The following is a 12,570-nucleotide window of genomic DNA, read 5'->3' on the forward strand; positions in this document are numbered from 1 at the left end:
TGAGTGTTTTCATGACCATCAATTATCAATATAAGAACGTACAGTCTCCTATAAAAATCACCCTCTCTGACGAGCAAACTGCTGGTCATGCTGATCATTGGCGTATTTTAACTGAAAACATCAGTCAAGACGTCCCAGAGTGGCTACAGCAAATGATCGAGCAGGCGACGTTGCCAAAAGGGCTAAACCCTAACGTGAGTACTCAAGACAGCTGCTTATTGCTGTCAGAGGAGCAGCCCTGCCATATCAAACAAGTCTTGGCCATGAAAGAAGGTAAGCCGGAGTGTTTTATTAACGCCTACCCTTGCATTGATGGCCCCTATGGTCTCACCTGTACCATTGAGCGTATGGTCGTCAATGACAACACACAAGATGCCGTACTACGTCTGCGTAGCGCTGATGGTAGCACCATTTATGCTTTTGATCAGCTATACACTGCAAACCGTCATTTATATCAACAAAACACACCATATTTTGTCAACTTTAGCGCTTGGGCCTACGAGATTGCTATCAGCCAACAAGATGAAGTTATTCTAGTTGAGGATCAAGAAGCCATTCGTTATCACCGTGCCTTTAATGACATTGTCGCTGCTAACGATGGACAGGTACCAGACGATATCCAAGAGCAAATCAAAGATTGGCAGCCAGAAACCAAAGAACAAATGGCGCCAGTCGAGATTAACTTAGGTCATATGTGCGCTTATTTATTTGGCGACACCTTAGGGCAAGAAGACGAGGCTTGGTGTCAGGGTCAGGTTTTAGGCAAACAAGACTCAACCTTTAACGGCAAGCCGATTATCTTGTTTGATGTGGTTATCTTACGAGAACAAGATGCTACGCCATTTGTGGTGCGAATCGGAGCAGTAAGTACAGCAGACACTCAAGCTATCGAAGTCAATGATTATATTCAGGCCAACATCTGGTTACAAGCGGCTATTTATAAAGAAAACCAGACCTCGCAAGAGCAGTCACAAGCCAGCTGATGACTATCGACGTTCATTCAAGATATAGTCTATTGTAAATAAAGCTGGCACACGCCCTATGGCTTTGTATCGGCCATATGAATAGAAATAAACAAAAAGCCCTCAGAATTCATCGCTGAGGGCTTTTTTGTTTTCTAGATAAAGAGTCCTTAGACCAAATTAATCGCTTTAAGCCAATGTTGTCATTGACTTAATATTTTTGAATAGTGCTTTTTGCTCTTCACTTGGACGAGCACTTTGTAGCGCCATCAACTGTGACATATCCCCTTCAACACGGATATTACCACTCATAAATGCACCCATAATTTGATTCATATCAAAGTCAGTGACGATAGACTGCAAAGTATCACGATCCAACAATAAAGTGGTAGTAGCGTTGTCGTTTAGTCCCTTATGCAGTAAACCTTCCGCATAGTTCGCTTCAATATCTTGTCCAGTATCGGACACTTTTAGATTGATCACCATGTTGGCCAGTGCAGGTGGCAAGTTCAGCTCACCAGCTTCACTCCCCAATTGCTCGACTTGCTCAAACCATGCGTCTGTTAAAAAAACTGCCATATTATTATCCCTTAAAAAGTATCGATTGATATTACCCCACCTCATTATGGCGTGGTTTTATAAGTAAGTAAAACTCATAAGTGCGACTGTGTGCCGAATTGTAACAAATTATCATAAATTAATCTGTCATAAAACGGATTAATGGACTCTCATTTTAGGTTTCTGCTATAAGTCTTTGGCGCACTAGAGATGTCTTGTTGATTACAATAACAATCCCTTACCTCTCATATTGATATGTTCATTTAATTTGCTATGATAAGCGGCGTTAATCATAGCCAAGTACTGCCTTAAGCGCTTAGTGCCACTGTCATATTGTCGCATTTAGCCAACATGATAGAACGAGTCTTTGATAAATTTACCCTTAACATCTATGCTTTATCGGAGTATCATAAGTTAAATCATATGGTTACCTACGCCTATTGATCCTGTGCAATAGAGCTTCACACGATTGCTTTAGCATCAGACGTAACGGGTAATCAGCACATTACTAAATGACTAGCAAAAATTGTTGGTTAGATAATTTATAAAAGAGTTCGTATTTGACGTATAGTCCTAATGATATTTCATTAAGATTGCGTTACAATACCTGCAAACAGAGTCGGGAGTCTTAACCAAACGTTACGTAAACATGTTTTTGTCAGCTGCCGCTAGCATACATTTATAGATACTGATATGAATACTAAAAGCTTCTTTATATTCCTTTAAGTATCGCTACTGAGATATAGGTAGATGTTTGATGCTAAAAGACAGCTTGCTTCTCAATCAACTTTAACGATGTATTAATCATCTTAGTTGTGCTCGACAGAGATCATGTGTTTTTCTACACTTATCTCTTATCAGCTCCAACTGGTACCACGAGAATCCAACCAGATAGTTAATAAACCGTTACAGTGAAAAACGAGAAAGACCACAATATGTGCTGCGATGATGCCATGGCTTTTTTAGAATATTGCTATAGCATACACATCACGTAAAGTTCGTTAATTCTGTTGATAATTCGGGCTGTAAAGGAATCATCCAATGAGTTTACAAAACACAGCAGTCGCCCCAGTGGACCGTGAATACGAAATCACTATCGTACGTTTTTTTACGATCATGGCCGTAGTATGGGGCATCGTCGGCATGAGTCTTGGTGTGTTCATTGCTTCACAGTTGGCATGGCCAGCACTTAACTTTGACATTCCATGGCTGACGTTTAGTCGTCTCAGACCACTGCATACCAATGCCGTCATTTTTGCGTTCGGTGGCTCTGCCCTGTTCGCAACGTCTTACTATATCGTTCAGCGCACCTGTAAAACCAGGCTTTTTGCGCCATATTTGGCATGGTTTACCTTTTGGGGTTGGCAGGCGGTTATCGTAGCCGCTGTTATTACATTGCCATTAGGTCTAACATCGACTAAAGAATATGCTGAGCTTGAATGGCCAATCGATATTATGATTGCCTTGGTGTGGATATCTTATGCTATCGTTTTCTTTGGTACTTTGATTAAGCGTAAAACCTCACATATCTATGTGGCCAACTGGTTCTTTGCCGCGTTTATTATTACGATTGCCCTACTGCATATCGTAAATAGTATGGCCATTCCTGTTAGTGCGTTTAAATCTTACTCACTGTTTGGCGGTGCGACCGATGCCATGGTGCAGTGGTGGTACGGGCATAACGCAGTAGGGTTTTATTTGACAGCTGCTTTCCTTGGAATGATGTATTACTTCGTTCCGGTACAGATTGGTCGTCCTATTTACTCTTATCGTTTGTCTATTGTTCACTTTTGGGCATTAATTGCGTCATACATGTGGGCTGGTGGACACCATTTGCATTATTCAGCGCTGCCAGATTGGACACAGTCTTTAGCGATGGTGTTCTCTATTATCTTATTCGCACCTTCTTGGGGCGGTATGATTAACGGTGTTTTAACCTTGTCTGGTAGCTGGGATAAGCTACGTACTGATCCGATCATTCGCTTTATGATTGTGGCATTGTCGTTCTATGCGATGTCAACTTTCGAAGGCCCAATGATGTCTATTAAGACGGTGAATGCGCTATCGCATAACACTGATTGGACAGTCGGTCACGTACACTCAGGCGCACTTGGCTGGGTCGGAATGATTACAATCGGTTCGCTATATGTACTGCTACCACGTATCTATAACAAGCCAAAAATGTACTCTATCAGCTTGATTAATACCCACTTTTGGTTTGCGACCGCCGGTACTATCTTCTATATTGTATCTATGTGGATCTCAGGGATCGGTCAAGGCATGATGTGGCTTGCAACCAATCCAGATGGTACATTAGTATATAGTTTTGTTGATACAGTAGAGTTCTCGCATTTCCCATATATCGGTCGTGCCTTTGGTGGTCTATTATATGTGACTGGTATGTTCGTTATGGCGTATAACGTTTATAAGACACTGCAAATGCCAGAAGGTAAACCAGTTGATGTGGCTGATCCAACAGATCATAAACCTAGTGTCGATGCACCACAGACAGCTAACGTATAAGGAGCGATCATGGCTGGTACACCGCATGAAATTATTGAAAAAAATACAGGCTTATTGGTCATCTTTATTGTCATCGCAATCAGCTTTGCAACTTTGGTAGAAATCGTACCACTGATTTATGATAACAAAAGCCCTGAAGAAGGCGGGGTAAATGCCCCCCTGCCTGCTATGGAGCCTTGGACAGCGCTTGAGTTTGAAGGGCGTGATATTTATATTCGTGAAGGTTGTCACGTCTGTCACACTCAAATGATTCGCCCATTACGTGCTGAAGTTGAGCGTTATGGACCGTACTCACGCGCTGCTGAGTCAACATGGGATCATCCCTTCTTATGGGGATCAAAACGTACTGGACCTGACCTGGCACGTGTTGGTCAGCGCTACTCTGAAGAGTGGCAAAAACAGCATTTGATAGACCCGCAATCACTCGTCCCTGAATCAGTGATGCCAGGTTTCCCATGGCTTGCCACCAACGAAGTTAACGGTGCAAAAGTCCAAACTAAAATGCGTCTATTCCGCGATCGTTTCGGCGTCCCTTATACTGAAGAAGATATCGACGGCGCACCTGATGCAGTGCTTGGCGCTACTGAGCTTGATGCTTTAGTTGCTTATCTGCAACAGTTAGGTACTGCGATGGAAGGACAGCGCTAATGAGTATTGGTGAATTACAAACAATCGCAACCGTCTCTGCCTTCATTGCGTTTATAGGCGTTGCATGGTGGGCGTATTCGCCAAAAAACAAAAAACGCTTCGAAGAAGATGCAAAACTTGCGCTTGATGACGAGGATAAAAAATCCTTATCTGAAGAGCAGCGCAATAAGGATGAACGATGACATTTTTTTGGAGTTCTTGGATTACCATCCTCAGTATCATGTGTTGGGCAGGTATTCTTGGGGTTTTGTTATTTGTATTAAAATACAAGCCAGACCTTGAAGAAGACGGTACGACTGGTCATACGTACGATGGTATCCGAGAATATGATAAGCCGCTGCCTAAATGGTGGTTAGTAATATTCTTTGGTTCAATCATTTGGGGTGCCGCCTACTGGATTTTCTTCCCTGCTATCCAACCAGCGAATTGGAAGGGTATTGCTACGGTAGAAGTCGATGGCGAAACCGTGCCTTGGACGTCTAAAAACGAGTTATACAGTGAGCTTGAAGAAAACAACAAAGTATTCACCGATAACTTTGAAAAAAACATTTTAGCCAGAGCCAATGCCAGCGATGCGACACAAACACTGGCACAGTTGGCTGATATGCAAAAAACATTGCGTCGCAGCGAAGAGCCACCTGCAGACTTAAAGACTCAAATTGATGAAAAGGTCACTGAGTTGGCCCCTTACGTCGAAAAGCTATCTTCAGATCCAAATGCACTGAAAGTGGGTAGTCGTCTTTTCTTGCAGAACTGCGCTGTATGTCACGGCTCGAACGCCAAAGGTGCTACGGGTTATCCAAACCTGACGGATAATGAGTGGATTCATGGCGGCAAGCCTGAAAACATCTTGTTAACGCTGCACAATGGTCGTAATGCTGATATCGACTACAGTAAAAATCCTGAAGCTTTACCGATGCCTGCTTGGCGTGAAGACCTTGGTGAAGATGGCATACGTGCTGTAACGGAATATGTGCTTTCAATCTCTGGTAATCAAAATGATTATGATCTAGATCAGACGATGGTTGCGCAAGGTGAGGTACTGTTTAAAGAGCCAACCAACTGCGTGCTTTGTCACGGTGAAGATGGTAAAGGTATGCTCTCAACAGGAGCGCCAAACCTGACGGATGACATTTGGTTATGGGGCGGGACACGTGAGATTATTCGTGATACCTTGCGTTATGGTCGTGCTGGTGTCATGCCTGAATGGCAAACCAAGTTAGGTAATGAACGCATTATGCTACTTGCTGCTTATGTTTACTCATTATCAGACAACGCATCTACTGCAACCAACGCTAATATGACGGCTACAGCAGCCTCTACCAGCGAAACCACTGTTACGAATTAATAACGCTTTATTGATACTCGAGATCTAAGATCATTTGGAAAGCTTTATAAAAGGAGGACTGTCATTTCAGTTCTCCTTTTTTCTTTTTAACTTTATATCTACTCTTTTGTTAAACCCAAGAGTATAGGAACAACCTAGCAAAACCCTAATACTTTATATCGATTGTTTTTTCATTCGCCTACCCCACTTATAAGAAGGAAGATGATAAAATAGTTACTATAATAATCAGTTACTTACAATCGCTCATTTGATAGATAAATAGGTCGATAAAAGACCATCCGTCTATTTACTGACATTGATAACAATTCAAGCCAACACATAGTATCGTAGGTGCTTGTTACCCATGCCAGCAGACTGATTCTTTATTTAAAGAGGCAAGTTTATGTCAGCACAACAACCCAATAAAATCCCCGTACAACAAGTAGATCTCAACGCCGAAAAAAAACGGGTTCATCCTAGATTTGTGACTGGGTTTTATCAAAACATCCGTGTCATTACCATGTATGCCCTTTTGGCTGCGTTTTTGATACTGCCGTGGCTACGTTATAATGGTAGACAAGCCATTTGGTTTGATGTTCCCTCTCAGCATTATTATATTTTTGGCTTAACCTTCCTGACGCAAGACTTCTATTTTATAGCAGCATTCGCCATTATCTCTGCTTTTACTTTATTTATGGTGACTGTATATGCAGGTCGTGTCTGGTGTGGTTACGCCTGCCCACAGACCATCTGGACTCATCTTTATCAATATGTTGAGAAATGGGTAATTGGTGACCGTAATAAACGTATCAAATTCGATAAGTCGCCAATGAGCGCAACTAAAGTTTTTAAGCGTTTTTTAATATATTTTATTTGGTTTGTATTGTCAGTCATCACCGCCGCCACCTTTGTCAGTTATGTTGCCGGTACTGATTTTATGTATGGCAGTTGGCAAATGATAGGCTTCGTCCCATTCCCCGATTGGCCAACATGGGTATGGGTTTCTATGTTTATCTTTACTTTCGCTACTTATGCAAACGCCGGCTACATGCGTGAGCAAATGTGTGTACAGATCTGCCCTTATGGCCGTTTTCAGAGTGTGATGTTTGACAAAGACACCCTGATCGTCTCGTATGACTATGAGCGCGGCGAGCCTCGTGGCCCTCGTAAAAAAGGCACAAACCCAGAGCATTTGGGTGATTGTATTGAATGCACCATGTGCGTGCAGGTCTGCCCTACTGGTATTGATATTCGTGATGGTCTGCAAGTGGCTTGTATTCAGTGCGCAGCTTGTGTCGACGCTTGTAATGAGATCATGGATAAAGTGGGCTACCCACGTGGACTCATTCGCTATACGACTGAGCGCCAGTTAGTAGAAAACGAACCCAGTCGTGTCTTTCGTCCACGCCTTTTTGCCTACTTGGCAGTACTTACCTTATTGTGTGGTGGACTCTTATATACGCTCATAGGCCGAGTACCATTAGAAATTGATATCCGCCGTGATCGTAACCAGTTGTCGTCTATTAATAGAGAAGGCATGATTGAAAACAGCTACATCGTAAAATTAACCAATAAAACTCAAGATGAACATACCTACAGGATTACACTTGAACCACAAGACGGTCTAAGTTTGCAATTACGGTTTAACGATGTGCCACTATTAGCAGGAGAAAGCTTTGATATGCCCGTCAGTATCTATGGTGATCCCGATGTGGTTGCATCAGGCCAGACTCCTATTGTACTAACCGTAACCAGTGAGGACGGCAAGTACAAAGTGAGCAAGCAAAATGTGTTTACTACCCAAGGGCAATAATTCAACCATTACTATTGGCCCGGCCAGTAGTAATACAAGCTCTGATCTAATACGCTAAGTAGGTCTCTGTACCTACTCGGTAGATGCAGAGCGCTTACAATCAAGCTATACTGATCGTTATGATTTATTTGCACTTATCGCTATTTATCGAGTGATTTTAAGTAATCGCTACAGTTAATAGGTATATTATGTCTACATCAACTCAAGCACCTAACTTTAAACATCAAGATAGCCAGCCATGGTATAAAAACTACATGGTGATTATCTTTGTGATTGGGCTACCCGCCTTTGTCGTGGTGGCTTGTATTTTTTTCGTTTATTACTCTTATCAAATCCGTGATAGCGTGGTACGTGATGACTGGTATATGGATGGTAAAACCCTATACCATGATGTCTCACGTGATAAGCTCACTTATGATCTGGACTTGCGTGGTGACTTACGGTTTTCGCCTGAAGGGAATATCGTCTTTGAGCTCAACTATCCAGAGCAAAGCCTACAAACTGGCAAGCTTTTAAATGGTGAGCCGCTCACTTATCCAGATAAGTTGGAGTTATCTATCTCGCATGCGACCGATATCAAAAAAGACCGTGATGTGATTCTTAAGCATCAAAGTGGCAATAAGTACAGTGCACAAGTCGATCTTGATCCACTCAAAGCTAAATACTATCTACAAGTCAGCAATGATGGCAAAGATGATTGGCGCATGCAAGATGTCGCTAAGCTACCAAGTGCAACGGTGAAGTTTAACCCATTACCGGTATTTGAAAAAAGCTCCTAGGTTTTATCCTGACTAAACTGTCAGGCCTTAAGATTTAGACCCCTATATATAAAAACCAGCTATCAATGAGCTGACCCCCATAAGTTAGACACAACTTATGGGGGTGTTTTTATGCGTTACGATCATACATTACGAGCTAATGTGATTAAATGACAGGATTAATTGTCGGTATTTTCTGAGGCCTTTTATGGTCATCATTGATGCTATATCTATCTGATGACTCAGTGCCTGTCGCAAACTTTGGGTTAAAGGTCTGAGTTTTTGGTGCAACTGGCAGCCCGATATCAGCAAGGCTGTCAGTCTGCCCTGCTTGAATGTTATCACCTTCAAATAAGCGCTCATCATCATCACGATTTAAACTCAACTTTTCAAAGTCAAATAAGTCCCGATCTGCCAGCTGCGATGGTGCCACATTTTGCATGGCCTTGAAGATAGACGCTAACCGCTGTGGGTGAGCATCGTCCCATTCGCGTAACATATCATTGATGATGGCACGTTGTAGGTTGGTTTGACTGCCACATAAGTTACACGGAATAATCGGAAACGCTTTCATGCGAGCATATTCGATAATGTCTTTTTCTTCGACATAAGCCAGCGGCCTGATAAGAATGTTTTGTTCATCATCACTTAATAGCTTCGGTGGCATCGCTTTGAGAGCACCGCCATGAAAGAGATTAAGAAAGAAAGTAGCTAAAATATCATCACGATGATGGCCAAGGGCGATTTTGGTAGCGCCAATTTGTTTGGCAAATCCATACAACGAACCCCGACGCAGACGTGAGCACGCCGAACAATAAGTCTTACCCTCTGGTACCACGCTTTTTACGATACTATAGGTGTCTTTTTCCAAAATATAATGAGCGATACCTTGCTCATTTAAGTATTGAGGCAAGATATCCTCCGGATAACCAGGCTGTTTTTGGTCTAAGTTCACTGCCACAATATCAAAGCTAATCGGGGCAATGCGCTTTAGTAGCAGCAGAATATCTAACAACGTATAACTGTCTTTGCCTCCTGATACACAGACCATGACCACATCACCGTCTTCGATCATATTGAAATCACGAATCGCCCACGATACCTGACGACGCAGCTTTTTTTGTAACTTACGAAAATCGGCTGACTCGGTCGCTACTTGCTCAGTAATATTTTTTTTTATACCTTTATCAACCAATCCCTCATCAGATGATTCAATCTCAGTAGATTCGACATCAGAGGATGGTGAAAGCTTAGGCACATATATATTAGCTGCAGTCATATATTACTCAATATCTATACAGGAAGGGTTTGCAAATAAATATAGTCAATCTAATATGAAAAAGATACAGCGGAACTGGGATGCTTAGTTTTTTAATGTTGGTTTTGCAGCCTCTGTCGGCGTAGGCACAGCAAGCTAGAAAAATTTATACCCGTTTCGCATTATTAAGTAACGTATCCATTTTATGTAGTATCGACTATAGCTAGATTAAAAAATCGCTTTACAAAAAGCTCAGTGATTATACCAAATTTTGCTAACAGATTGAAAAGACGACAATTAAATTATGCGAGCAAATGTGTGACAGCCAACCTTCATCCTTCCCTACTGCTGCGCTCTGTACTCAAAGGTTATGTAGTGCTACTAAGTTTGCTAAAATACGCATTTTTTATCCTTTACTAAAAAACAGACTAAAATTATGACCCATGTTTCGTCGCAACCCTCCTCATCTCCTCAAGTATCAGAGCCTGAGGTTACCTTATCTGCACCTGCACCCAGTCAAAATGCGGTCGTTCTGCTATCAGGTGGACTGGACTCAGTCACTTGTTTGTATTGGGCAAAAGCACGTTATGCATCTGTCACCGCTGTCAGCTTTAACTATGGCCAGCGTCACAATAGTGAGCTTATGGCAGCAAAAAGGATTGCCGAAACAGCGGCAGTCAATCATCGTATCATTGATATCGACATCGCTCAGCTGGGTGGCTCTTCGTTGACCGACCACACCATGATCGTGCCAGACAGTGATGCTAATAATCTTGCTCATAAAAAACATAATGCGATCGATAACGAGGCGATTCCTAATACTTATGTGCCTGCCCGTAATACGATATTTTTATCCTATGCGCTCGCTGTCGCAGAGGTGACCGATGCCAACCATATTGTTATTGGTGTCAGTTCAATCGACTATTCAGGCTATCCTGATTGTCGTCCAGAGTATATTGCTGCTTTTGAACGTATGGCAAACTTAGCCACCAAAGCTGGGGTTACCGGTCAGCGCTTAACCATCCAGACGCCGCTCCAGCAGCTGTCAAAAGCCAAGACGATTGAGCTTGGGCTGTCACTGGGAGTGGATTATGCACAAACGGTTTCTTGTTACCAAGCAGACTCTCAAGGTCGTGCTTGTGGAGTATGCGATAGCTGCACGCTACGCCGTCAAGGGTTTGCTCAAGCGGGTGTCTCTGATCCTACTCATTATCAGGCGTGACTTAAACGACTTAAACTTTGCAAATGCACGCCCAACACCATGAATTAAGCATTAATAAGTAAGGTAAATACGTCTCGTTACAGAGTATCTGACGACCTTATAAACAAAAGCGTAACATTTACTTGCATCAAGACAGCATGTGCACGGTGTTATTTAGTAGATTTACTTGCTATCGTATGAGCCACTGTATTAATAGTAATTGAGAGAATGTTTATGAAGTTGTTGCGAGTCCTACCGTTAGCTCTAATCGGCCTGATGTCCATACCACAGGCAAATGCGACTGATATCAAGCAAGACAATATCAATCAGTGCGTCAGTGGTGCGGTCAAATACAATGTTGCTGATAAGAGCACTGCGACTAAACTATGTAACTGTACTATCAATGTTCGTAGTCAGATGACCATCGGTCAAATGTGGGAGATCGAGAGCTACGCACAGGATAAAAAAGACCCATCTTCACTGCCCTATGTCAAAAAAATGCAAAAAGACTTACAGCAGTGTACGAAAGGACTGGACCTAAAGCAGCCTCAAAAACCTGCTTAATTGCATTTCCAAAAAGTTACCACAAAGAAGGCTGGCAATCGTCAGTCTTTTTTATGCTTGCTAATAAAAGAACAAAGTGTGAAACTAATCTTTGATAATAAATACCTAATCTATTAGACCTCTTGCAAAAGTAGTTGTCAGACACAACGTATATTATTGAACTCTACTTACTTAATAGATATGCCAAACATAGATAAGCTACTCAAACAAAGTGACGCTGGTTTTAAACGCTACACTGGCATTCATAAAGCCACTTTTTATGACATGCTTGAGGCCATGCAAAAGCATGAAGCATCTAAGACCAAATCAGGTAGACCAAGTGTGCTCAGTCTTAAGGAGCAGATACTACTAGCCCTGACTTATTGGCGTGAATACCGCACGCTTTATCATATCAGTATGGACTTTGGTATTCATGAGTCTTCTGCTAGCCGTATCATTCGTAAAGTAGAAGACACACTGATTAACTCTGGCAAGTTTGAATTGCCCAAAAAGCTGCCTAGTCGTGTCGATGAGGACATCAATTGGTCAGTCGTCATTGTCGATGCCACCGAAACCCCAATTGAGCGTCCAAAAAAAACCAAAGAGACTACTACAGCGGCAAGAAAAAACAACACACCTTAAAAGCGCAGGTTATCGTTCATTGGCAAACCGGTTTGATACTTGATGTGCAAACCTGTAAAGGGTCCATCCACGATTTTAAGCTGTATAAAGATACTTGTCCTGATTGGTTACCTGAGAACACTAACTATCTAGCAGACAGTGGTTATCAAGGGTTAGCAAAGCGACATAACCAAACTTTCACACCATTTAAGAAACCTCGTGGTGGTCAGTTATTGGAGATATGCAAACAAGCCAATCAGTATCTGGCAAAGTTCCGTATTGTGGTTGAACACAAAATAGGCTTAATCAAGTTGTTTAAAATCGTGGCTCATAAATATCGCAACCGTCGTCAGCGCTA

At 42.2% G+C, this 12,570-nt stretch carries 12 protein-coding genes and 1 pseudogene; 11 read left to right on the forward strand and 2 right to left on the reverse strand.

The window, feature by feature from the left end:
• The first annotated feature begins 11 nt into the window (after positions 1–11).
• Positions 12–983 (forward strand): hypothetical protein, encoded by a 972-nt coding sequence (locus J3492_RS07095; RefSeq protein ID WP_207991109.1) that lies wholly within the window; start codon positions 12–14, stop codon positions 981–983.
• Between the two features lie 168 nt (positions 984–1,151).
• Here the strand turns inward: J3492_RS07095 and J3492_RS07100 are convergent, their stop codons facing one another.
• Positions 1,152–1,541 carry an SCP2 sterol-binding domain-containing protein gene (locus J3492_RS07100; protein WP_207991110.1) on the reverse strand — a complete coding sequence of 130 codons (390 nt, stop codon included), beginning with the start codon at positions 1,539–1,541 and terminating at the stop codon, positions 1,152–1,154.
• Between the two features lie 1,020 nt (positions 1,542–2,561).
• Between J3492_RS07100 and ccoN the strand changes: the two genes are divergently transcribed.
• The 6 genes from ccoN (at position 2,562) to J3492_RS07130 (ending at position 8,610) form a co-directional block, all read left to right on the forward strand.
• On the forward strand, positions 2,562–4,043 hold the full coding sequence (gene ccoN, locus J3492_RS07105) for a cytochrome-c oxidase, cbb3-type subunit I (RefSeq protein ID WP_207991111.1): 1,482 nt from the start codon (positions 2,562–2,564) through the stop codon (positions 4,041–4,043).
• Positions 4,044–4,052: 9 nt separating this feature from the next.
• Entirely contained in the window at positions 4,053–4,691 is a 639-nt protein-coding gene (ccoO, locus tag J3492_RS07110; RefSeq protein WP_207991112.1) for a cytochrome-c oxidase, cbb3-type subunit II, read from the forward strand.
• Positions 4,691–4,873 carry a cbb3-type cytochrome oxidase subunit 3 gene (locus tag J3492_RS07115; RefSeq protein ID WP_207991113.1) on the forward strand — a complete coding sequence of 61 codons (183 nt, stop codon included), beginning with the start codon at positions 4,691–4,693 and terminating at the stop codon, positions 4,871–4,873. Before ccoO ends, J3492_RS07115 begins: the two co-directional genes overlap by 1 nt.
• The gene (ccoP, locus tag J3492_RS07120; protein WP_207991114.1) at positions 4,870–6,039 is read left to right on the forward strand and encodes a cytochrome-c oxidase, cbb3-type subunit III; all 1,170 of its coding nucleotides are present in this window, start codon (positions 4,870–4,872) and stop codon (positions 6,037–6,039) included. The genes J3492_RS07115 and ccoP overlap by 4 nt, the downstream gene beginning before the upstream one ends.
• A 382-nt stretch (positions 6,040–6,421) precedes the next feature.
• On the forward strand, positions 6,422–7,831 hold the full coding sequence (ccoG, locus tag J3492_RS07125; protein ID WP_207991115.1) for a cytochrome c oxidase accessory protein CcoG: 1,410 nt from the start codon (positions 6,422–6,424) through the stop codon (positions 7,829–7,831).
• Positions 7,832–8,019: 188 nt separating this feature from the next.
• Positions 8,020–8,610 (forward strand): FixH family protein, encoded by a 591-nt coding sequence (locus tag J3492_RS07130; protein WP_207991116.1) that lies wholly within the window; start codon positions 8,020–8,022, stop codon positions 8,608–8,610.
• Between the two features lie 145 nt (positions 8,611–8,755).
• Here J3492_RS07130 and ttcA read toward each other — a convergent pair whose 3' ends face one another.
• Positions 8,756–9,868, reverse strand: coding sequence for a tRNA 2-thiocytidine(32) synthetase TtcA (gene ttcA / locus J3492_RS07135; RefSeq protein ID WP_207991117.1), 1,113 nt, complete (start codon positions 9,866–9,868; stop codon positions 8,756–8,758).
• Positions 9,869–10,283: 415 nt separating this feature from the next.
• Here ttcA and queC point away from each other — a divergent pair, with 415 nt between their 5' ends.
• The 4 genes and pseudogenes from queC to J3492_RS07155 all read left to right on the forward strand — a co-directional run.
• On the forward strand, positions 10,284–11,069 hold the full coding sequence (gene queC / locus J3492_RS07140; RefSeq protein WP_207991118.1) for a 7-cyano-7-deazaguanine synthase QueC: 786 nt from the start codon (positions 10,284–10,286) through the stop codon (positions 11,067–11,069).
• Positions 11,070–11,282: 213 nt separating this feature from the next.
• A complete protein-coding gene (locus J3492_RS07145) occupies positions 11,283–11,612 on the forward strand; it encodes a hypothetical protein (RefSeq protein ID WP_207991119.1) in 330 nt (109 codons plus the stop codon).
• Between the two features lie 180 nt (positions 11,613–11,792).
• Positions 11,793–12,233 carry a transposase family protein gene (locus J3492_RS07150; RefSeq protein WP_207990864.1) on the forward strand — a complete coding sequence of 147 codons (441 nt, stop codon included), beginning with the start codon at positions 11,793–11,795 and terminating at the stop codon, positions 12,231–12,233.
• A gap of 8 nt (positions 12,234–12,241) precedes the next feature.
• Positions 12,242–12,570 (forward strand): annotated as a pseudogene (locus J3492_RS07155) (transposase family protein); the annotation flags it as partial.

The organism is Psychrobacter coccoides (assembly GCF_017498085.1).
In the GTDB taxonomy this organism is placed as follows: domain Bacteria; phylum Pseudomonadota; class Gammaproteobacteria; order Pseudomonadales; family Moraxellaceae; genus Psychrobacter; species Psychrobacter coccoides.

Coding starts and splice junctions, on each gene's coding strand:
- J3492_RS07095 (WP_207991109.1), top strand. CDS start 12: ATGACCATCAATTATCAATATAAGAACGTACAGTCTCCTATAAAAATC.
- ccoN (WP_207991111.1), top strand. CDS start 2,562: ATGAGTTTACAAAACACAGCAGTCGCCCCAGTGGACCGTGAATACGAA.
- queC (WP_207991118.1), top strand. CDS start 10,284: ATGACCCATGTTTCGTCGCAACCCTCCTCATCTCCTCAAGTATCAGAG.
- ttcA (WP_207991117.1), bottom strand. CDS start 9,868: ATGACTGCAGCTAATATATATGTGCCTAAGCTTTCACCATCCTCTGAT.
- ccoO (WP_207991112.1), top strand. CDS start 4,053: ATGGCTGGTACACCGCATGAAATTATTGAAAAAAATACAGGCTTATTG.
- J3492_RS07115 (WP_207991113.1), top strand. CDS start 4,691: ATGAGTATTGGTGAATTACAAACAATCGCAACCGTCTCTGCCTTCATT.
- J3492_RS07100 (WP_207991110.1), bottom strand. CDS start 1,541: ATGGCAGTTTTTTTAACAGACGCATGGTTTGAGCAAGTCGAGCAATTG.
- ccoG (WP_207991115.1), top strand. CDS start 6,422: ATGTCAGCACAACAACCCAATAAAATCCCCGTACAACAAGTAGATCTC.
- J3492_RS07150 (WP_207990864.1), top strand. CDS start 11,793: ATGCCAAACATAGATAAGCTACTCAAACAAAGTGACGCTGGTTTTAAA.
- J3492_RS07145 (WP_207991119.1), top strand. CDS start 11,283: ATGAAGTTGTTGCGAGTCCTACCGTTAGCTCTAATCGGCCTGATGTCC.
- J3492_RS07130 (WP_207991116.1), top strand. CDS start 8,020: ATGTCTACATCAACTCAAGCACCTAACTTTAAACATCAAGATAGCCAG.
- ccoP (WP_207991114.1), top strand. CDS start 4,870: ATGACATTTTTTTGGAGTTCTTGGATTACCATCCTCAGTATCATGTGT.